The 22,172-nt window shown below is 43.0% G+C and carries 19 protein-coding genes and 1 pseudogene; 6 read left to right on the top strand and 14 right to left on the bottom strand.

The features are described 5' to 3' along the window. Nucleotides 1–1,119: pseudogene (locus G460_RS23440) on the top strand (DUF4221 family protein). An 18-nt stretch (nt 1,120–1,137) separates the two neighbouring features. Continuing rightward, nucleotides 1,138–2,274 carry a DUF4221 family protein gene (locus G460_RS0114390; RefSeq protein ID WP_026956021.1) on the top strand — a complete coding sequence of 379 codons (1,137 nt, stop codon included), beginning with the start codon at nt 1,138–1,140 and terminating at the stop codon, nt 2,272–2,274. A 22-nt stretch (nt 2,275–2,296) separates the two neighbouring features. Here G460_RS0114390 and G460_RS0114385 read toward each other — a convergent pair whose 3' ends face one another. The 3 genes from G460_RS0114385 to G460_RS0114375 are packed head-to-tail and all read right to left on the bottom strand — an operon-like array spanning nt 2,297 to nt 4,441. Beyond that, complete coding sequence (locus G460_RS0114385) at nt 2,297–2,899, bottom strand: trimeric intracellular cation channel family protein (protein ID WP_026956020.1); 603 nt, start codon at nt 2,897–2,899, stop codon at nt 2,297–2,299. A gap of 32 nt (nt 2,900–2,931) precedes the next feature. Beyond that, nucleotides 2,932–3,549: a class I SAM-dependent methyltransferase gene (locus G460_RS0114380; RefSeq protein ID WP_026956019.1), complete on the bottom strand. Its 618-nt coding sequence runs from the start codon at nt 3,547–3,549 to the stop codon at nt 2,932–2,934. Continuing rightward, nucleotides 3,536–4,441, bottom strand: a complete 906-nt coding sequence (locus G460_RS0114375) for a patatin-like phospholipase family protein (protein ID WP_026956018.1) — start codon at nt 4,439–4,441, stop codon at nt 3,536–3,538. The genes G460_RS0114380 and G460_RS0114375 overlap by 14 nt, the downstream gene beginning before the upstream one ends. Nucleotides 4,442–4,481: 40 nt before the next feature. Here G460_RS0114375 and G460_RS0114370 point away from each other — a divergent pair, with 40 nt between their 5' ends. From G460_RS0114370 to G460_RS0114360, 3 genes are read left to right on the top strand one after another with little or no spacing between them, the layout of a single operon-like run. Next, nucleotides 4,482–4,904, top strand: a complete 423-nt coding sequence (locus tag G460_RS0114370) for a VOC family protein (protein WP_026956017.1) — start codon at nt 4,482–4,484, stop codon at nt 4,902–4,904. A gap of 3 nt (nt 4,905–4,907) precedes the next feature. Beyond that, a complete protein-coding gene (locus G460_RS0114365) occupies nt 4,908–5,981 on the top strand; it encodes an aminotransferase class I/II-fold pyridoxal phosphate-dependent enzyme (RefSeq protein ID WP_026956016.1) in 1,074 nt (357 codons plus the stop codon). Beyond that, complete coding sequence (locus G460_RS0114360) at nt 5,971–7,212, top strand: serine hydrolase (RefSeq protein ID WP_026956015.1); 1,242 nt, start codon at nt 5,971–5,973, stop codon at nt 7,210–7,212. Before G460_RS0114365 ends, G460_RS0114360 begins: the two co-directional genes overlap by 11 nt. 379 nt (nt 7,213–7,591) lie before the next feature. On the opposite strand, the gene G460_RS0114350 is transcribed toward G460_RS0114360, so the two are convergent. The 5 genes from G460_RS0114350 to G460_RS0114330 form a co-directional block, all read right to left on the bottom strand. Further along, nucleotides 7,592–9,802 (bottom strand): carbohydrate binding family 9 domain-containing protein, encoded by a 2,211-nt coding sequence (locus G460_RS0114350; RefSeq protein ID WP_026956013.1) that lies wholly within the window; start codon nt 9,800–9,802, stop codon nt 7,592–7,594. Between the two features lie 87 nt (nt 9,803–9,889). After that, nucleotides 9,890–10,318, bottom strand: a complete 429-nt coding sequence (locus G460_RS0114345) for a secondary thiamine-phosphate synthase enzyme YjbQ (protein WP_026956012.1) — start codon at nt 10,316–10,318, stop codon at nt 9,890–9,892. A gap of 71 nt (nt 10,319–10,389) precedes the next feature. After that, the gene (locus G460_RS0114340; RefSeq protein WP_026956011.1) at nt 10,390–10,833 is read right to left on the bottom strand and encodes a hypothetical protein; all 444 of its coding nucleotides are present in this window, start codon (nt 10,831–10,833) and stop codon (nt 10,390–10,392) included. 61 nt (nt 10,834–10,894) lie between these two features. After that, nucleotides 10,895–11,737, bottom strand: a complete 843-nt coding sequence (locus G460_RS0114335) for a fumarylacetoacetate hydrolase family protein (RefSeq protein ID WP_026956010.1) — start codon at nt 11,735–11,737, stop codon at nt 10,895–10,897. 19 nt (nt 11,738–11,756) lie between these two features. Then, nucleotides 11,757–12,125, bottom strand: a complete 369-nt coding sequence (locus tag G460_RS0114330; protein ID WP_026956009.1) for a DUF1304 domain-containing protein — start codon at nt 12,123–12,125, stop codon at nt 11,757–11,759. 108 nt (nt 12,126–12,233) lie between these two features. Here G460_RS0114330 and G460_RS0114325 point away from each other — a divergent pair, with 108 nt between their 5' ends. Continuing rightward, on the top strand, nt 12,234–13,613 hold the full coding sequence (locus G460_RS0114325; protein ID WP_051316055.1) for a methyltransferase RsmF C-terminal domain-like protein: 1,380 nt from the start codon (nt 12,234–12,236) through the stop codon (nt 13,611–13,613). Here G460_RS0114325 and G460_RS0114320 read toward each other — a convergent pair whose 3' ends face one another. From G460_RS0114320 to secA, 6 genes are all read right to left on the bottom strand, one after another. After that, nucleotides 13,614–14,264, bottom strand: coding sequence for a response regulator (locus tag G460_RS0114320; RefSeq protein ID WP_026956007.1), 651 nt, complete (start codon nt 14,262–14,264; stop codon nt 13,614–13,616). Nucleotides 14,265–14,274: 10 nt separating this feature from the next. Beyond that, nucleotides 14,275–16,137, bottom strand: a complete 1,863-nt coding sequence (locus G460_RS0114315) for a tetratricopeptide repeat-containing sensor histidine kinase (RefSeq protein WP_026956006.1) — start codon at nt 16,135–16,137, stop codon at nt 14,275–14,277. An 84-nt stretch (nt 16,138–16,221) separates the two neighbouring features. Then, complete coding sequence (locus tag G460_RS0114310; RefSeq protein ID WP_026956005.1) at nt 16,222–16,995, bottom strand: S1/P1 nuclease; 774 nt, start codon at nt 16,993–16,995, stop codon at nt 16,222–16,224. Nucleotides 16,996–17,052: 57 nt separating this feature from the next. Further along, nucleotides 17,053–18,243: a M20 metallopeptidase family protein gene (locus G460_RS0114305; protein ID WP_026956004.1), complete on the bottom strand. Its 1,191-nt coding sequence runs from the start codon at nt 18,241–18,243 to the stop codon at nt 17,053–17,055. Continuing rightward, entirely contained in the window at nt 18,224–18,766 is a 543-nt protein-coding gene (locus G460_RS0114300; protein WP_026956003.1) for a hypothetical protein, read from the bottom strand. Before G460_RS0114300 ends, G460_RS0114305 begins: the two co-directional genes overlap by 20 nt. A gap of 7 nt (nt 18,767–18,773) precedes the next feature. Beyond that, nucleotides 18,774–22,154, bottom strand: coding sequence for a preprotein translocase subunit SecA (gene secA / locus G460_RS0114295; protein WP_026956002.1), 3,381 nt, complete (start codon nt 22,152–22,154; stop codon nt 18,774–18,776). Nucleotides 22,155–22,172: the final 18 nt, after the last annotated feature.

Here is a 22,172-nt window from a genome sequence, read left to right as displayed (position 1 = left end):
ATGAAAAAAAATCTCCTATTTATTTTAGCCTTCCCCTTATTGATTTCCTGCACGGAAGAGGCCAAAACAATTTCAAACATCCATTTTTCCTATGAAATAGACACCGTCCAGGTCGATTCGAAGGAGCTTCTATTGAATGTGCAGGGAGGTCTCAGTCGGATGGCCTTTTCTCCTGATGGCAAAACGCTCTATTTCTACAATACTTCCGAAAAGAGACTAGATCTAATTGATTTGAACTCTTACAAAATCAGCCGGTCGATTTCATTCAGCACTGATGGACCCAATGGAATCGGAGGGCTTTCCCCATACGAATTTGAACTAACAGACAATGGTGAAATCATCATTGCTTCTTTTGATGTCATTCGCAAAATGGATTCTTTGGGTAATCTGATCGAAAGCTACAATTGGGATGCGCTCGACTACCAATCCGGTCAACTTCCCGAAGGTACAATTCTGAGCTTCACCGGTGAATATGATCCCGCAGGATCTGTTTTTTATGGAGTATATGGGAAAGTAAGGGGCGGAAATAGTAATGGACAGGGCATAGGGATCTTGGACATTCCCAATCAGTCTATCCAAACCCAGGAAATTTCCTTGCTCAAAGATTTGGCTGATTATGAGATCGTATTGGATGGTGAGCTAAGCATGAGCAGTGGCGAAAACTACTTTTTTCAGCTGGAGAAGGATAAAATCCTGATCAGCACAGAAGCTCACAATTCATAGGCTATTTATGATATACCTACAGACTCTCTCTTCCAGATTGATTTTTCATCGCAACTTTTACCTGATAAAAAACCCGGCAATTTTGAAAAGCAGGTCACTTCAATGGATCAAATGAAAGATGCTCTCTTGGCCAAAGCGAAGGAAATCAGTTTTGGTCCATGGGTTTGGGACGAGAGCGGCCAACGTTACTTTCGGGTTAGTAAGTTTCAATCCCAATTTGATCCACCCAAATTTGAGGTATTTGTGACTGTAGCCGATGCTGATTTTCAAGTGATAGTCGAAGAAAAAGATTTTCCGAACTTTAGATCCAATGCATTTTTTCACAATGGATACTTGCATCAGCCCATCAACCTAAACGACGAACTTCATTTTGTCCGAGTCAAACCTGAGTTTTAGGTTTCAAACATACTCGCTATGAAAAAACTAACCATTTTCTTCGTCTTCCTTGCCTTCTTTTCCTGCTCCCAAAGTAAAAATCAAGAGTCGTTTTCCTATCAAAAAGAAATCTCCTACGAAATCGATACAGTGAAGATCGATGCAAAAGGTGAGTTTCTATTTTTAAACTATGAGCTGAGCATGTCCGACTATGACCCTAACACAGACCTTCTCTACAATATCAACCCCCAATCCAGTCGAATGGAAATTATCGATATGGAAAAGCAGGAACTTAAAGAATTGATTCAATATGATAAAGATGGCCCCAACGCTGTCAAGGAGATGATTACAACAGGGATAAAAATGACCGATTCTGGAGAAATGTGGTTTACTGATTATCTGTCGATCATTCATCTTGACGCCCAAGGGCAAAAACTAGAACAGTTAAGACTTACCAATGAATATTTTGCTGGTGACACTTTGCCTGAAGGCTGGGAGATAGATGGTATGGGGAAAATCACCCGCTCCGGGAAATATTTCATAAGTCATTATGGTGATTATACTGTCAATGGAGCTGGACTTCAAGGATTGGCCTTCATTGATCTCAAATCTCATCACAAGCACTTGATTCCATTAGACGCCTTCAAGTCCTTGGAAAAATACGAGATAAGCTCACACGAAAGAAAATCCTCTGTTTGGAGCCTGATCACTATCACTGATGATGAAGTATTGCACTATAATCAAGCTCACAATAAATTGTATAAAATTGACTTAAAAACTCTTGAGGTGACTCAAAAAATCCTTAGGAGTGATCTGATAGCTAACGAAAAACCTGGGAAATATCCAAAACAGGCTAATTCTACAGAACAATTCGAAGAATTTAAAACCATCATGGATCAGGAAATATCATTTGGCAATTGGATACATGATCCTGAAGGTGATCATTTCTGGAGATTCAGCCGCGAAAAATCAGGAGGAACTGTGGATAAGCCGGAATTTAAAGTGGTCATTACGGTTTTGGACAAATCCCTCAATCAAATCGCTGAGCGAAAATTGGATAGTAAAGATTCAATACCATTCTTTTCTACCAAATTTTTCAGAAAAGGTGACCTCTACATGTTTTTGAATATGAATGATGAACTTGCCTTTGTGAGACTAAAGCCCGTTTTGAATTAAGTCTTATAGATTTTAGCACCCTTCAGTCTAACCTAGGCAAGCTCAATTTGTACCGCATGGCGATCATCCGAATAGCCACTACCATGGCCATGGAAATAAAAAGGTTCCAGTCCCTCGCAAGACCAAAATAATTTAGCACCAAATATAAAATGGCGCCGGCCAGACAGGCTGACGCATAAATTTCCTTTCGAAATAGGATCGGAATTTCGTTGGTCAACGTATCTCGGATCACTCCACCCATCACCGCCGAAAACATCCCCATAATCGCTGCGATTTCAGGTCGCACCCCTAGATTCAACGCTTTCTCTACACCCAACACCGTAAAAAATCCAATTCCTAGCGTATCAAATAAAAACATGGTCTTTCGGAGTCTGCTGAGAAAATTGGGAAAAATAAATGCCGCAAAAATTCCTGCAAAAATCGCATAGAGAAAATAGATATCTCCTATCCAAACCAAAGGGTGTGCATCCAGTAAAATATCCCGCAGCGTACCACCGCCTATCGCTGTGATAAATCCCGTAAACCCAGCACCAAACATATCGTGCTCCCGCTCTCTTACAGCCAAGGCTCCGGAAATCGCGAAGACAAATGTTCCGACCAATTCAAATACATATTGGATATCCATAAAAATTGTTTACAATTAAATTTAACAATATGTTATTTAACCTTTTTCATCAGAAATACACCCATTTCCCGCTGATCCAATACCAGCACAGTTTTAGGAGTTTCCAGCCATTCAAATCCCAAGGTATTTAATCTATCAAGGTCTTCCTTTGCTAACACAAATCTCTCTGAACCATCAGGAAAGAGATATTTTCCTTCATCTAGTTTTTCAGAGTGAGCCTCTATACCGCCCATGTTTGTACACATCCGAAACCAGAAGATTCCTCCAACTTTCAATACCCGATGAATCTCATTTATCATCTGCCAAAAATTGTCCACATCACTTGCAAAGTGTAAAACTGCCGAACAAATCAAGGCATCAAAAGCCCCGGAATGAAAAGGTATAGCCTCCAAACTGCCCGGCTGAAAACGGTGGATATCGTACACGCTATCCAAACTCTTCGCTTGATAGCGACAATACTGAATTGCGGTCTCATTGGGATCTATCCCAAAGATTTGATAGCCCTGTCGGATCAAGTAAACCATATTCCTGCCCTCACCACATCCAGCATCCAGGATTCTCATGTCTTTCGTAAAACGACCCTTAAGAATCTGATCTAGCAAGTAGCTATCGATATTGCCCAATAGGCGGTTTAGTTCATTGATTTCCATTTTCCCAATCGTCCAATGCCATCTTTGTCTTAATCCTGCCGATTTCTATTAGCTCGCTGGATCTATGAAACTCAAGCGTACCTGCCTGCTTTCGTGAGACTTTCACCTGAATATCTACAGGAAATTGCTGCAGTAATAATTCACAGAATCTATCTTGAAGCAGGTCGAAAGATCGCTTTACCAAATTCAGAGAAGAATAAGAAGGCTCTTTTTCTGCTTCTTTCTCATCCGGAAAAAACTGGCTCATCTTTTTCCGATAATCCATCAGCCACGAAGGAAAGGTAATAAAGCGATTCCCTTCCTGATCATTTTTAGGTGGAGCGATATATTCATGGGCGAGGCCATTCACATCCACCACAAGTAAGATATTTTCATCTTCATGATTTCGCAGGAGCGAGATCGGAACAGGATTAAGCACTCCTCCATCAATGAGAGAATTTTTGGAAATCAATGCCGGCACAAACACGGAAGGAATACTCCCAGAGGCACGGATCGCATTGTACAGACTCCCTTCTCTGAAAATCACCTCTTCACCAGTGATTACATTCACGGCATTGCAGGAAAAAGGAACTGCCAATTCTTCAATCTGACAGTCTTCCACCACTTTCTTGAGTTCACCGTAGACTTTTTCACCCTTAATAAAGCCCCTACTGGAAAAAGTAAAATCCATCAGAGAAAATACGTCAATGCGATCCAGATTACAGATCCAATTTTTAAACTCTTCCAATTTGCCGCAGGCATACATGCCACCCACCAAAGCTCCGGCAGAGCAACCTGCTATTTCTGCTATTTCGTACCCTCTCGATTCCAGCTCTTCTATCACACCCACATGCGCCAATCCTCTCGCTCCGCCACTACTCAAAACCAATGAGACTTTCTTCTTTTTTGACATATCTTTAAGGTATAAAAATCACGCAACGAAAGTACATATTATGAGTCAATTTAGACCTTTCCATTTGGCTTTCCCGATTAGGGACATTGAGGAAACCAGAGCATTTTACGGAGATTTGTTGGGATGCGACATCGGCCGCAGTACTGACAAATGGATCGATTTCAATTTCTTTGGCCACCAACTCTCAGCTCACATCAAGCCAGAGGAACTAGCACAGGCTCACACTAATGGAGTGGATGGAAAAAATGTTCCCGTTCGACATTTCGGGGTGATTCTGGATTGGGACGAATGGCACGAATTGGCTGATAAGCTAAAAGAGAATGGAATTCAATTTGTCATCGAGCCTTACATTAGATTCCAAGGCGAAGTAGGAGAGCAGGCTACCATGTTTTTCCTCGATCCTTGCGGTAATGCCCTTGAGTTTAAATCCTTTCAAGATGATTCTCAAATTTTCGCGAAGTAAGTAATGGCTGACCAACTCCACTTTTTAGATCAAGGAATCACCCCCAAAATCAACATCAAAGAGAAAGAATACCTGTATTTCTCAGGCACTTCCTATTTGGGTATGACACTGGTATCTGAGTTCATTGACAGCATTGCTCAAAATCTAAAAAAATGGGGTTCCAACCATGGACAAAGTAGACTTAATAACATCCGATTGGGGATTTATGAAGAGTTCGAATCCTTTTTTTCCCAACAGGCAGGTGCTGAAGATGCCGCGGTAGTCAGCTCAGGATATCTGGCAGGAATCGCCATAAATCAAGTTTTAGCAGGAGAATTCGATGAAATCTGGATTTCTCCTGACGCCCATTCAGCTATTCTTCCAGAAGGAAAACAAACATCTAATCAATTAAATTTTACACAATGGAAAAAGCAATGTTTCCAACGCTCCAAAGAGCTCAATTCGAGTAAAATTCTGATCATAGGAAATACCGTAGATGCTTTTACTGCTCAAGTCCATGACTACACTTGGGTGAAAGAAATTGCCCAAACCCATGACGTGACTTTATTGATCGATGACAGTCATGCTTTTGGGGTTTTGGGTGATAAACTATTCGGAACCTATTCTCAATGGAATGATCCCAGCTTTGAGTTGATAGTCTGCGGATCACTTGGAAAGGGTCTTGCAGTGCCGGCAGGCATTATCTTGGGAGATCGGAGCAGACTCGGTCAACTGAAAAATACTCCACTTTATGGAGGTGCTTCCCCCGGATCTCCGGCTCATCTGGCTGCTTTTCTTGAATGTCAGGATCTAATTCAAAATCAACAGGGGATTCTTTTTCAAAATTGTGCGCAATTCGATCAAGCCATCTCCGAAATTTCCGCGATAGAAGGTAATCGCGATTATCCTGTATTCCGTCTATTGAATGATTGCTGGGCGAAAGAACTAGAGGAGCGAGGTTTTATTATTTCTTCCTTTCGCTATCCCACTGCAGAAAGCAACTTGGTCAACCGCATCATAATTTCTGCCTTTCATAAGTCGGAAGACATTGAGCAATTGACTCACACACTCAACCAATTAAAATCCCATGAAATCTAAATTTCATTTAGTCTTCGGGCTGGCTTTGTTCGTTCTTTTTTCATGTAACAATAAGCAGGATGTCCCTTTTGAGGATGGTTTGGATCCTTACCCAACTCTCAAAAAGGTACTTGCGGAGAAGGATAAATACCAGGTTCAGATCCTCTACTCACGAATAGATCGCAACGAGCATGGGAACCCTATTTTTGAGGATTTTTCATACAATCTTAACGACGAAACATACTTCTATCCTGCTTCTACAGTCAAGCTCCCCGTTGCTGTTTTGGCTCTAGAGTGGCTCAACGAACAAGAAAACGATGATCTTGACAGAAATACCACCCTTTTGATCGACTCGGTTCGTGCTTCTCAGATCCCTTCGTTTGTAGATTTTTCTTCGAAAGATTCCCTTCCGAGCATCGGCCATTACATCAAGAAAATCCTGATCGTCTCGGACAATGATGCCTACAATCGACTTTATGAAGTTTTAGGGCTAGACTATATCAATGCAAAACTGAAAGAAAAAGGGCTTGAAAATACAGTAATCAGCCAAAGACTGAGTTTCCCAATCAGCCCAGAAGAAAACCGCTACTTCAATCCGGTGAAATTTGTAGATGAAGAAGGGAATAGCATTCTATCACTTCCAGAGAGACATACGGAGGTAGACTACTTTGTGCCGAGTCGTCCTCATATCGGCAAAGCACATTACAAAAATGACTCTCTGATCCAAGAGCCAATGGATTTCACCTACAAAAACAAGTTCCCACTCAGCGACCTGCATGGGGTGGTACAGCGAATTCTGTATCCGATGTCTTTTCCTGAGGTAGAGCGCTTCCAAATCACGGAGGATCAGCGTGAATTTGTATTAAAGTACATGAGTATGCTTCCAAAAGAAAGCGACTTTCCGAAGTACGATAGTCTGGAGTATTCTGATTCCTACTCCAAATTTTTCAAGTTTGATACTTCCAAAGACGCTATCCCATCTCGATTTCGAATTTTCAATAAAACTGGATGGTCTTACGGCTACCTAATCGATGGAAGCTACTTTGTTGATTTTGAAAATAATGTAGAATTTTTTGTTTCAGCAGTAGTCTATTCCAATGAAGATGAAATCCTCAATGATGACAAGTATGAATACGATGAACTTGGTTTGCCTTTCTTCTCCGAGCTCGGAGAATACCTGTATCAATTGGAACTGAAAAGAAAGAAGATGATCAAGCCGGATTTTGAAGCCTTGAAAAAATTACATAACTAGAATTAGCATTAATTTTTAGAACAATGACTGCCTGGCATAAAATCAAGGAGTTTTTCAGCTATAAAATCAATTACATTCCAATTTTGTTATTCGGACTTGGAAATGTGTTTTTTTCAAGGATAGTTAATCGCGTGGGTCTTCCTCCTAATTGGAATGTATTGTATGAGCCAGAGACTTACTATTTTTTGGTATTCAATTTAGTTGCCTGGTCTTTCGTAAGCTATTTCTGTTTTTGGAAACCAAACCGAGAGAATTGGAGAGAAAAAAGGAAGCATAAAGCAGTTCAAGGACAAAAATAGTCTTGAGTTTCAAGTTCAGGCTTCCGGCACTTATTTAGAAGGAGGAGCAAAAGCGGATAATTTAGGCTCTCTTTCAACTCCTAAATATTCAGCCAATAATTTAGCTTAAAGACCAGACTTCTTTGTTTTGGCATAAAATCACCCGGGAAATAATTATCGGTATAAACCAAAAACATATCTGAAACGGGAGCATATCTCCATTGTAGTCGAGTGTTGATATTCAGATTGTCAATTTGATTGTTGTACTGGACAAAAGTCGTCCAGAATAATTTTTTGGTAAAAGTCAGATCTATGCGAGGACCGACCAAAATCAGATCAGCATCGGACTGGGGAGCAGGAAGACGGACTCGTGCGTAATTGAAATTCATGGAAATATTGGCTAAATACCCCAATCTCAAGCCCATTTCGCTGGCAATACGCTGAAAATTTCCTGTAAAATATTCCCCAGCTTCTGCTTCCAATTGCACATTAAACATCTTGCGTGGATCAGAACTGTACTCCAGTCCAATGGTTTGAGTGGTATAATCAGTGCCTGCAGGAAGCGGTTCACCACCGGATCTGGTCGGGTCAAAATCACGAAACAAATACACATAACGATTCTTTTGAATCAGATTGAGTTCCGCCAGAGAATTGAATCTAACAGAATAACTGGCATTGATATCCCGATCGGTCACCCCAACATCTTCATTCCAATACCCCTCAAATTCCAGTTTCGGTCCATGCCTGTTAATTCTGCTAGACTTGGGATAAAATAAATATTCCACGTCAGGATTGAATCTCGTAAAATCAACACGCGGTACATAGCCTACCTCAGGATTGAAGCCCATTCCGATTTTCTGAATACTTGCGCTCCAGCTCCAATGAATATCACTAAAAAGCATGTAGGCATTGAATGAATAGGGAGCGTCTTTCTCTTCTGACTCGAAGGTCCGATGGTAAAAAACTTTTCCACTCCATTTTCCATCAGCGGAATTGAGTGTATAATCCATTCCGATGAGTCGATTGTACGCATTCGGATCAAAAAATGAAGGGGAGCCCTCCTGATCGAGAGTTTCACGATCCACGTAGATGAGCCCAATATTAGAGCGAGTGAAAACCTTCTTTTGTAAAGCCATCACAGTATAATTCTTTCCCAAAATCCCCAACTCATCGTCGGTAGCAGTTTGCATATTCATGAGACCCACACGCCAGTCTTCGTTGATTTTGCCACTGAGGCGAGCTCCGTAGATGATCTTGCTTTGGACATTCTGTCCAGTAGCGGAATCTATATCTACACCGATCCTCCTGGAGAAAAATGGCCGGGATCTAGACTGTCCAAAACTGTCAAAAAGGTCCGCATTTTCTAGAAAAAACTGCCTTCTCTCTGGGAAGAAGATTTCAAAGCGATCCAAATTCGTGACCTGCTGATCTACCTCAACTTGAGAAAAATCCGGATTGAAAGTCAGATCCAAGTTCAATGCTGGCCCGATACCGATTTTTGCATCACCACCTACAGCAGGAGTCAAAGACTCAGAAGTTCCGTCCAGAAAATTTTTGGAGGTTCGACCTGCCACATAGGGAATGAGAGAGACGTTGGCTGAGTTTTTCTTGATTGGCTCCTCAAAAATCAGCTTTCTGCTAAAAGCCGTAGATATAATGGGAAAATTACGTGGAATGGGTGTCCAGGTACTCCTTTCTCCCTGATGACTATCAATTCTGTAAAAGTTAATGTTCCAGTTTTGACCTCCATCCTGAAACCTCAAGGTAGATAAAGGAATGATCGCTTCGACTTGCCAATGGTTTTCAAAAATTCGTGCTTCGGCATACCATTTATTGTCCCAAGCCAGATTGAGATCCTCTGATCTATTCCCACCATTAGCCAAAAGTGCTTCACGCTGCACTCCATAGGGATTCACCCCAAACTGGTAGGCATTCGTTTTATCATTGAACGTATCAAAAATAAAGGTGATGCCATCGTTTTGCTCTCCGCGATAATCTCTTCTCAGGGAGGTAGAAACGTATTTTCTAGCAGAGGAGGTGTTTTCCATCACAGCTGCGAGATATAGGTTTTGATCGTCGAAGGCAATTTTGACCCGAGTCTGCGCCTCAGCTGAAGAAGTGTCAGACGGAAAATATTGCATAAAGTCACCATTCCAACCGGCAGTCTTCCAGACATCTTCGTCCAAAATCCCATCCAATAAAATAGGCTCTTTTACCTTAGTAGCGAAGGCATTAGATAGCAGATCTTGTCCTAGGGCCGTACCGCTGGATAGCAGACACATGCCGAGACATAGTGACAATAAAATTCTCATAGTTTAGCTGATAAGACAAAAATATAATTGTATTTAAACCAGCTTTATAGAATTTTATAAATGGTGAATAAGATATTTCAGAGAATATCAACTATTTCCAAAGGCTGTCAAAAGTAGTTTCCTACCAGAGGCATGACGACGAAATTCACAGAGATAAATCCCCTGCCAAATTCCTAAAGCGAGTTTTCCACCAGAAATGGGAATTTGAAGGCTTGTATCAAAAAAACTGGCTTTAATGTGCGCAGGCATATCATCTGGACCCTCATAAGTGTGGATAAAGCGTGGATAAGTTTCCGGAATCAATTCATTCACAAAGGTTTGGAAGTCTTTTCTGACAGTTGGGTCCGCATTTTCATTGATAGTCAAAGCAGCAGAAGTGTGCTGTATGAAAACTTGCAAGAAGCCAACTTGGATCTGACGGAGTTCAGGAATGGCATCTTCCACCAGATCTGTAATCAAATGATAGCCCTGAGCATATCGGGGAAGCTGTAGAGGTTTTTGAAAGAAATGACTCATTCTCACAAAATAAAGAAAGGCTGTCTCATTTCAGAAACAGCCTCAGTTTTTCAGTTGAATTTTTCAACACCTTATTGCCTCTCAAAATACAAATTAGGTCCATCGCATGCGCCCCATGATCCCCGAATGGTATTGGAGCTCACATAATAAAAAGGCTCAAAATCTTGACCACAATAATGAATCAAACCAATGCCGTCCCGCTCTCTGTCTTCCAAATAGGTTTCCTGATCGTATTTCAAAACAAGATATTCGGAATCATTCGTAGTGTCATCTTCTACTTCATAAGTACCGACCAACTCAAATTCTCCTATGAATTTGGTGAAAGTCCCATCCTTTCTCAATTCATAATAGTAAAGTGAATCCACTACTGGGGTGATTTCAGGATTTGCCACCCAAGAAGAAGAATATCCTGAGAAAACCCATGTCTGCGGAAATTCTGCGACAGCTGGTTTTTCACTCTCCTGACAAGATATCAAGGAAGTAATCAACAATGCGAATAGTAAAAATCGTCTCATATCTGAAAATTTAGCTTTTGTTTATCAACACGAAATTTTTGCATCAAACGCTACAGAGAATTTAAATTAATCCAACCTTATTCTCCAGTGAACCAATTCCTTCAATACTAATTTCTATTTCATCTCCTTTAGCCAAAGTGAAATCATCAGGAACAATACCAGTACCAGTCATCAAAAAACAACCCACTGGAAATGTGTTGCCTCGGAATAACCAAGAAGCTAATTCCTGTGGTTTCCGTTTTAATTGTGTCAAATTAGTTTTGCCTTCACTTGCCAACATTCCATTCCTGTAGATTTTCAATGAAATTTCGGTGTTTTCCGGCAAAGAATCCTGAATTAATATGCACGGACCTATCGCTGCACAGCCCTGATAGACTTTGGCTTGGGGAAGGTAAAGTGGATTTTCTCCTTCGATACTTCGGCTACTCATATCATTGCCAATGGTGAAGCCTTGCACTTTTCCTTGTGGAGATATCAGTAGGGTCAACTCTGGCTCAGGCACATCCCAAGTAGAATCTTTCCTAATATTCACCTGACCTCGAGGTGCGGCAACTCGGGAGGGAGTCGCTTTAAAAAATAGCTCCGGACGATCTGCTGCATAAACTTTGTCGTAAAAATCTGCACCACCAGCGTCTTGAGATTCTTCCATTCTGGCAGTTCGGCTCCGATAGTAGGTCACTCCGGCGGCCCAAATTTCCTGATTGCCCATCGGCGCCAATAGTTCCTCTTGGATTAAGTTTTCAGCATCTCCTGCTGAGAGTTTCTCCCAAGCCATGCTTTCTTTGGATAGCAGCGATTTCAAATTTTCCCTTCCAAGAAGGTCATCCCAGTCCAGCTCAGGTCCAAGCCTAAATTCAGATTCAATTTCCAACAGGGTGTTGCTGGGTAGTTTATACAATTTCATAGGTAATAGGTTTATTGATTTAATGATTAGCAACTAAAATGAGCAAAATTCCAATCAGAGCAGGTACTCCTTGAATAAAAAGGATCTTCCGACTGACTGAGTAGGCACCATACAGTCCAGCCACCAAGACACAGCCTAAGAAAAATAAGGATAGTTGGCTGGCAACACCTGAGTCCGGGTAAAGTAATGACCAAATCAGCCCGGCAGCCAAAAAGCCATTGTACAAACCTTGATTGGCTGCCATCGCTTTCGTCTTTTTATAATATTCTGGCGAATTGCCGCGGAAAAGTCGCGCTCCCATGGTCTCCCAGGCAAACATTTCAAACCAAAGGAAAAAGATGTGCTGGAGTGCCACCAGCGCAACAATCACTTTTATAACAAGGTCCATTTTTAGAATTTTTCTGAATTTAAAAATTAAAATCTACTAATCTTACCCGCGCAAAGGGGATTGAGACTCCTTTGGATCAATTTTTTATCTTTGGCAAAAATCCAGACTATGTCCATCTCCCTTCCTGTAGAGTTTGAAAACCAAATGAAATCCCAACTGGGAAATGTGGACTATGATCTTTTTGAAAAGGCTATCAATCGGGACTCCAAGACTTCCATCCGAATCAATACGGACAAGACAAACGAGATCCCTCAATCTGCTACGCCAATTTCCTGGACAGAAACTGGTTTTTTTCTGAAAGAAAGGCCCTCATTTACACTGGATCCTAGCTTTCATGCTGGAGCTTATTATGTCCAAGAGGCATCCTCCATGTTTATCGAGCACATTCTCAAGTCACTTCAGGTTCCAAAAGGCCTTTTTCTGGATTTGTCAGCTGCTCCGGGAGGCAAATCAACCTTGCTAAGCAGCTACTTGGGCAAGGAAGGATTTCTCGTAGCCAATGAAGTGATCCAAACAAGAGCTCAGATTCTCAAAGAAAATATCATCAAATGGGGATTGGGCAATGCCTTGGTGAGCAACAATGATCCAGAGCATTTTGAGCCATTGGAGGGATTTTTTGATCTGGTCTTGGTAGACGCACCCTGCTCTGGAGAGGGGATGTTTCGAAAAGACCCTCAAGCCAGAAATGAATGGTCCCCGGATCATGTCACACTTTGCGCGTCACGCCAAAAGAGAATTATGGATCGAGCTGGTAGTTTGGTTGGGGCAAGTGGCTATCTGATCTATAGCACCTGCACATTCAATGAACAGGAAAATGAGGAAATGATCCAATTTCTCACCTCAGAATTTGCCTACAAGCCCGTGAGAATTCCCCTGGACCCTGCCTGGAATATCCGGGAAACTCAAGTCCAAACTGACGATGGGACATTTTATGGCTATCGATTTTACCCCCATTTGGTCGAAGGAGAGGGTTTTTTCATCACAGTCATGCAACGACCCGATGATGCATATACCCTGCCTCCGGGCAAGATCAAAGACTACAAACATCCTTTCTTGAAAGAAGTCAGCCCTAAAGACTCCACTAGCTTGGATGAGGAATTGGGTTTTCCGCTTACTGGCCAATATTACCAACTGAATGACTCTTACTTCCGCATCTCTTCGGAGTGGAAAGCTTATTTTGAAAAACTCACTCAGCATCTAAGTATCCGATATTTTGGGGTAGAAATCGGTAAAAAGCAAAAGACTGATTGGATTCCATCCCACGAATGGGCTCTATCGACACTTCCCAAAAAGGGCTTTCAGACAGTAGATTTGCCAAAGGAACAAGCCTTGGAGTTTCTCCGAAAAAATGACCCTAACCTCGCAGAAATGCCTATCGGCTGGGTTTTGATAACTTACGAAAATTTACCGATTGGTTGGATCAAAAACCTCGGCAATCGGATCAACAACTATTACCCCAAAGAATGGAGAATCCGCCTCCAGGATTGATCAGCCTTCGATGATTCTGTTTTTGACAGCCTTCTGCACTGCTTCTAGTTTGCTATGAACCTGTAGTTTTTGGTAGATATTCTCGATATGCTTTCGGACAGTCTTAGGCGAAATGAAGAGGTTTTCACCGATTTGATTGTAATTCAATCCTTTCGCTATTTGCTCCAAAATCTCCGTTTCCCTCTTTGTCAAGGAAAGTTCTTCCTTTGGCTCCTCAAATGAAGGAGGATTTCTAAGCAACTTGAGTGCTTTCAAGGCAATAGATGGAGTCATCGCAGCTCCGCCATCCAGTATATCTTGGATGCCCTGATACAGCGTCGGTGGATCTACTTCCTTCAGAAAATACCCATTGGCTCCGGCCTGAATGGATCGAAAGATATTCTCATCATCATCAAATACTGTCAACATGATCGTTTTGATCTGAGGATACTTCTGAGAAACCTGAGCCACGGTCTCGATGCCAGTCATTTTGGGCATTTCTATATCCATGAGAATGACCTGAATATTGGAATCCTGTTCTAGTTTTTCCAAAAATTCCTGTCCGTTTAATGCATGAAATTTCACTTCCAAATCTGGGTAAAAAGAGAGCTTTTCCAGAATGGCTTTCAGCAAAAATGAATTGTCTTCGGCGATCGCAATCCGTATGGACATGATGTGTGATTTATTTGATTAAAATTTCTGTTCCCTCATTGCTTGCACTGGTCACTTGCATTTCCTTGCCGATCCGCTGAGCGCGGGTACGCATCGTACTCATTCCATTTCCAAAGGGATTGTCCGATTCGATTCCTTTCCCATCGTCCATGATTTTCAACTGAACCTTGCCCTCCACTTCATAGATATGAATCGTGATGATTTTGGCATCAGCATATTTGATGGCATTATTGATGGCCTCCTGGATGATCCGATAGTAGTTGATCCCTTCGATCGAATTGAGCTTTCGCTCAGGATCAAGGCTTGCTGCTACTTCAAGTTCAAAATGAATAGATGGACAGGATTCACGAGCTTTGGCCAGCAGGTTTTGGATCCGGGCCTGAAGATCCTGAATAGCGATCGTCTCCTTATTCATAGCCCAGATGGTGTCCCTCAGTTCATTGACTGTCTCGACTGTAAAGCCGGAAATCTGATCAATTTTTGTCGCCATCCGCTCTTTACTGAGATCAGCAAATTTCAGATTGCCCAGTGAGGAAACTATAAAGGTCAGCTGAGAGCCTATATTATCATGAAGATCGGATGCGATGGCATCACGCTGGTCTTTGAGTTTCTTCTGAGTTTCTTGCTCAGCATAGATCGCCTGAAGCTTGGCTTCTTGCTCCAAATGTCGGTTTTTATTCTTTTGTCTGTAGTAAATGAAGAATCCCAAACCTAAGGCTGTCAGCAAGAAAATGAGGAGCAAAAGCAACTGGTTATTTCTGCTTTTGACCAGCAACTCATGTTCCGCTAGAGAGGCTCTGGATTCTGCAAGTTGACGTTCTTTTTGCTCGACTTCATAGCGTGTTTCCAGCTCACCCATGGTCTGCAGTCGCTCCTCTTGGAAGATACTATCCTTGAGTGAAGCATATTGCTCTAGGAAATCCATTGCCGTAGACAGTTCTCCTTTTGCTTTATGAAAGCGGTATTCTTCGTAGAGATAGTCTCTTCGCTTCTCCGTCGACTCACTGATTTGCACATAGTGAGCTGCACTATCCATCAATGATCTGGCTTCGGACCATTCTCCCAGACTGAAAGCGATGTGAGCCAAGTTGGTAAAATTGGTAGCCAATCCATAGGCAGCATAGCCATCCTTTCTATTGAGCCCTACGGCAATTTCGATCCATTTGCGGGCCTCCAGATATTCTTGCTGCTTGAGCAGCGTATTCCCGATGTTGTTGAAGGTAAAAACGACATTCAAACTATCCAGATTCTGGATATCTTCCAGCACCTTGTAATGGTAGAAAAGTGCCGAATCGGGCTTGTTCCAATCGTCAAAATTAATAGCGATACTATTCAGTGCATAGGCTTTGTAGGCTGGGATGGCTTTATCATAGGACTTCAGAAGCTCCCAGGCCTGCTTACCATAGTCTATTCCCAACTCGTAATTTTCCATGTCATGATGGATGACCGAAATATCCAGTAAGTGATAGGCCCAATAATTAGAATCCTGAGAATATTCTGCATGTTTGATCCCATCGTGAGAGTATTGCAGTGCTTTTTCAAATTGGCCAGCTCCCTGCTCGATCCGTGTCAGGCGGATAAAAGCCAAGGAAATCAGCTCCGGATTAAGTGTAGGATCAATGTAGTCCAAGCTATGCAGAAAAGCCTTTCGGGCTGCTTCATTTTGCAGCTGAAGATTGTATGACTCTGCCAAAAAATAAAAGTAGATCCCTGAGTCGGCCTTCGTGAGCAATTTGCTTTCTCCCTGTTTCAAATAAATCTCTGAAGAATCGGGCTGGGCATACATTCTACCCAGTTCCTTTTTGAGCTCTTTGTTTTGAGCAAAAAGAAATCCAGAGACAAAAAGAGATAGCAGGGTGAAAAAAACTCTCATAAAATCGGCCAACTGATTTTAAATATAAAAAAATGGCGTTGGTATAAAAACACCAACGCCAAAGCTTCTTTCATTCAGATGGACTTATCCATAAATTTCTTCTAAAATCTGGGCCAAGCGCACACTCGCAGCCACTAGTCTCTCTTCCAAAACAGGATATTTATAGTAGAGATATCCATAGGATATCCGTTTGGATTCTGGCAGATCATAGACCTGTCCTCTCACTGCCACAGCTTCGGCTAGCCAATCCTGCATGGACGCACGCTGGTACTGCTTCTGTAGGTCTGGAGTGATTCTTCGATACAATTCATTAGCTAGCTCTGTATAACTCATGCCTTGGCGATCGATCATCCCACTGTCCCATAGCGCATGAAGGTTGGTCGGATTTCCAAAAAACTCTAATCTCACATCGTTGCCTCCGCGATCATCACCCGTGCCGACATGAAGTGGTTGATGAATATCTTCTACCATGTGAATCAGCATTTTGAGCTTCTCTGCTTCTACTTCAGGACTTAAACCTCCTTTTTTCAGTTCCGCTTTGATGCGCAAAATGGCCTCGTAGGCATCTCCGGATTTTTCCTGATGTGCTGGATCATACTCTCCGTCTTTGGAAGTGAGGTAATGCCACGTCGTCGCATAATCAAAGGTGCTATCAGAGCGAATCTCATCCATCCAAGTCCCGCTTCTACCTAGAGACATCGGCTGTATGACACGCTCTACCTTTTTGAGTGTGGATTTCTTCAGTTGCATCTCGGCCATGAGACCGATCAGATAGTGCCCCAATTGACCCCAAGCAAATGCCTGGCTGTGGACAAAAAGTAAAAGGGCAAAAATCCCCGCAGTTTTGAGTTTGTTCATGGGTGAAAATTTTGCCCTAAGATACTGATGAAATTGAATTAAGGGATTAAGAGATGTTTATGCTTTTTCCAACTCCGCCACGGCAAGCCATGCCATCAATCCAGCTCCTATTTCCAAAGCATCTTCTTCTATGTCAAAAGTAGGAGTATGGACTCCAGAAACGATTCCTTTGGCTTCATTTCGTGTACCCAATCGGTAAAAGCAACCATCGATCTCTTGCGAATAATAGGCAAAATCCTCTGCTGCCATCCAGATATCCAGATCCACCACGTTTTCTTCTCCTAGATATGCTTTCGCCGCAGTAGTCGCTCTTGCAGTCAACTCTGGATCATTCTCCAAAAAAGGGTAGCCTTTGCGAATCTCAAAATCCACTTCGCCACCCATGCCTTCTACCAGCCCTTTGGCTATGGAAAGCATTTTTTCATGGGCTTTTGCTCTCCAGTCTTCATTAAGCGTACGGAAAGTACCCTGAATCTTGACTTCATTTGGAATAACATTAGTCGCACCCAAAGCTTCTACTTTTCCAAAGGAAAGAACAGATGGAATCTTAGGGCTGGCCGCTCTGCTTACTACCTGCTGCAGCGCCACTATCATATGGGATGCGATCAAGACCGGATCTATCAAGGTCTCAGGCATTGCCCCATGGCCGCCTTTACCTTTGACAGTGATATAAAGCTCATCTGCCGAAGCCATATAGATTCCCTGACGAAATCCCACCTTGCCCGCAGGAATGAAAGGCATTACGTGTTGTCCGATGATACCAGCGGGTCTAGGGTTTTCCAAAGCGCCGTCTTTGATCATATAAGAAGCACCTCCCGGAGCGACTTCTTCGCCGGGTTGGAAAATCAATTTGATTGTACCTTCAAATTGATCTTTGACTTCATGGAGGATTTTGGCAGCTCCTAGTAATGACGCTGTATGCGCATCATGACCGCAGGCATGCATCACACCTGGATTCTGGGATTTGTAGGGTACCTCATTGGCCTCGATAATCGGCAGGGCATCCATATCTGCTCTTAGTGCTATGACTTTTTTCTCCGGATTTTTACCCTTGATCAAGGCTGTCCAGCCAGTATTTGCTTTTTTCTCAAGGTCAGTAATACCGATTTCTTCCAGCTTGGAAGCTACGTATTTGGCTGTTTCGAATTCTTGATAGGAAAGCTCCGGGTGGGAGTGGAGATGTCTCCTATTGGCAATGACTTCTTCTTTATAGGCCTTGGCCAGAGATTTAATTTTGTCTTTCAGCATCGTTGGTTTGAGTAGGCAAGGAAAATTCCTGTCTTTGTATCCTGTCCGGAATGATCCGTGCTGATGGAAATTCTGTTCTGATCAAATGAAAGCTTTTGAGAGCTTCTACTTTGTAAGCATAGCGGCCTACTTTGACCAGATAGCGCGGCTGCTGGTATTGCAGGTCCGCTTTGAGTTCTGGAAAAAGTTCTTGGATTTCTTCTTGGGTTTGAAATGCTTCCTCCCGGTTGAGTCCCGAGTAGACAAGAACTTTATATCCGTTGAAATAAGGCTCAGATTTATTTTTTTCATATTGAGCCAGGGCCAAGTCGGTCAGTTGTGCATCCATCGCCTGAGGGGAAGTAGTAGGCTCAGCAGGCTGCTGCGATTGGACTTTCTCTTCAAAACTTGGATAGGTGGGAAGAGACCCGCTTAGATCTTCGGTATAGGAATCGTAAGATGAGGCACTTTTGACGGACGAACTGCTCGATTTACAAGCAGTCATCAGTCCCATTGCTATCACTATCCAAAGGCCCTTTTTCATTCTGTTCTTAGTTTTCGATAATGACACACTTCCCATCTGCCACATCCTGTTCTACACTTTTGTACTTAACGTCCGATTTCGTAGAACCGTCGGTGTATTGGACAGAAACTTTATCATTTCTACCATAAGTCTTCTCGGATTTGCGAGGTGCTACCACCTGAGAAGCCGGTCTTCCGGCACTGGCTGCTGCAGCTGCGGCACGATTAGCCCCTGGGTTCAAAGTGCTACCGGCATCTTCTTTGGAAGCTTGTACTTTGGGCTCGGGAGCCTTAGGAGCTTGAGCTTGCTGCACTTGCGCGGGATCTTGTTTCGGCAAGTCAGCTCTCGATAAGAACGAAATCATGTCTTCATTCAACTTACCGATGAATCTCTTGAACATCTCAAATGCCTCAAACTTGTAGATCAATAATGGGTCTTTCTGTTCGTAGACGGCATTTTGCACAGACTGCTTCAAGTCATCCATATCTCTCAAGTGCTCTTTCCAGTTTTGATCGATGATAGCGAGAGTCACATTTTTCTCCACAGAGCGGATCAACTCCTGCCCTTCGGACTCCAGCATTTTCTCCAAATTCACCACCACACCCATCTGCTTGATACCATCAGAGATCGGTACCATGATATCTTTCACGGTAGCTCCTCGCTCTTCCTGTACTCTTCTTAGGATTGGCAGGGCAGTTTCGGTGATTTGCTTGTTCTTTTTCTGATAGTTTTCAAAAGCGGCAACATACAGCTCCTCCGTCAATACCTGAGCAGGTTTGGATTTTAGATCATTTTCAGAAATCTGATAATCTAAGCCCAAGGAGGTGAAAATATTCATTCGTAGGTTTTCAACATCCTCTGCAGATTTGCCCATTTCGATGAGGCTTTCGCAGACATCATAGACAATATTGAGAATATCCAACTCAAGTCGCTCTCCTTTCAAGGCATTCTTACGACGCTTGTAAACTACCTCCCGCTGAGAGTTCATGACGTCATCATACTCAAGCAATCTCTTTCTGGTGCCAAAGTTGTTTTCCTCGACTTTGCGTTGAGCTCGTTCGATGGATTTGGTAATCATGGAATGCTGGATCACTTCTCCTTCTTCCAAGCCCATTCTATCCATCAACTTGGCAATCCGATCTGAGCCGAACAAACGCATCAAGGAATCCTCCAAGGAAACAAAGAACTGGGAAGAACCCACGTCTCCTTGACGACCCGCACGACCTCTCAGCTGTCTATCGACACGACGAGATTCATGTCTTTCGGTACCGATGATCGCCAGACCACCTGCTTTTCTAGACTCAGCTGTCAGCTTGATATCCGTACCACGACCCGCCATGTTGGTGGCGATGGTCACTGTTCCAGCTTTACCAGCTTCTGCTACCACATCCGCTTCACGAGCATGTTGCTTCGCATTCAAGACTTGGTGAGGAATCTTCTTCAAGGTGAGCATTCTGCTCAAAACCTCAGAAATCTCAACGGAAGTAGTACCTACCAAGACTGGTCTGCCTACTGCAACCAATTCATTGATTTCGTCTACTACTGCGTTGAATTTCTCACGAACTGTTTTGTATACTTTATCTTCTCTATCGTCACGCTGGATAGTTCTGTTGGTAGGGATTACCACCACATCCAACTTATAGATTTCCCAGAATTCCCCTGCTTCAGTCTCTGCAGTACCTGTCATACCTGACAGTTTGTGGTACATTCTGAAGTAGTTCTGCAAAGTGATCGTCGCGTATGTCTGAGTAGCGTCTTCTACTTTGACATTTTCTTTGGCCTCGATCGCTTGATGCAAACCATCAGAATAACGACGGCCTTCCATCACACGACCTGTTTGCTCATCGACGATTTTTACTTTTCCATCCACAATGATGTACTCGGTGTCCCGCTCAAACATACAGTACGCTTTCAAAAGCTGATTTACGGTATGGATTCGCTGAGCTTTTACGCCATAATCTTTGATGACTTCCTCTTTCTTGATCAATTTTTCCTTATCGTCAAGGGACTCATCTTTTTCCAATTCGGCAATCACAACACCGATGTCTGGCATAATGAAGAAAGAAGGATCTTCATTTTTGGTAGTCATGGTCTCGATACCTCTATCGGTCAAGTCTACGACGTTGCTCTTCTCATCGATGGTAAATAAAAGCGGTTCATCCGCCTCTGGCATATTTCTCTTATTATCCTGGAGATAGTAGTTCTCGGTTTTCTGCAAAACTACTCGGATCCCTGGCTCAGAAAGATACTTGATCAAAGGCTTATACTTCGGCATCCCTCTGTAAGCTCTGAAAAGTGCCAAGCCGCCCTCTTTTTCGTTTCCGTCAGCAATCAACTTTTTGGCTGTAGCTAGGTAACCCTGCACCAATTTGCGCTGCTCTTCCACCAAAGTGGATACCCGAGGTTTCATCTGGTCAAACTCATGAACATCCCCACGAGGAACAGGCCCGGAGATAATCAAAGGAGTTCTTGCATCATCAATCAAGACGGAGTCAACCTCATCAATCATAGCAAAGTGATGCTTTCCCTGCACCAAATCGCCCTGATCACGAGCCATGTTGTCTCTGAGGTAATCGAAACCAAACTCATTATTGGTACCATAGACGATATCGCAGTTGTATGCTTTGCGACGTCCTGGAGAGTTTGGCTGATACTTATCGATACAGTCTACTGAGAGACCGTGAAATTCAAACAAGGGAGCATTCCATTCGGAGTCACGCTTGGCGAGGTAATCATTGACCGTCACGACGTGTACCCCTCTTCCGGCCAAAGCATTCAGATAAGCTGGCAAAGTAGATACCAATGTTTTACCTTCCCCGGTAGCCATCTCGGAGATTTTACCTTTGTGCAAAACCATACCACCGATCAGCTGCACGTCGTAGTGAACCATGTCCCAGACTACTTCATTGCCAGCGGCTAGCCACTTGTTATGCCAGATCGCCTTGTCCCCATCGATCTCCACATTTTGCTTCATTGCTGCGAGTTCTTGGTCGCGAAGAGTAGCCGTCACGACTAGCTTCTCGTTTTCCTTGAATCGACGGGCGGTCTCCTTGACGACCGCAAAAGCCTTAGGCATCACTCTCTCCAAGACTACTTCCAAAGCTTCGTCCCGATCCTTTTCGATTTGCTCGATTTGAGTGAAAAGTTGATCTTTTTGGTGGATCGCTTCGGCAGGAAGCGCTTCAATATCTGCTCTCAGTCCGGTGATTTTGTCGTCAAATTCCTGAAGATGCTCATTGATCTCGGATTTGATTTCGATGGTTTTGGCTCTCAGCTCCTCATCGGAAAGGGACTGAAACCCTGAGAAAATCTGATTGATTTCCTGAACCTTGGGAAGTAATTCTTTGATATCTCGGTCGGATTTAGTTCCAAAAACTTTGGCTAATCCTTTTGCTATAAAATCTAACATGTCTGCTCTGTGTGATTC

Source organism: Algoriphagus vanfongensis DSM 17529, from assembly GCF_000429465.1.
GTDB lineage: Bacteria > Bacteroidota > Bacteroidia > Cytophagales > Cyclobacteriaceae > Algoriphagus > Algoriphagus vanfongensis.
Note: the sequence above shows the minus strand (reverse complement) of the source record. Positions and strands in the feature narration are given on the sequence as shown.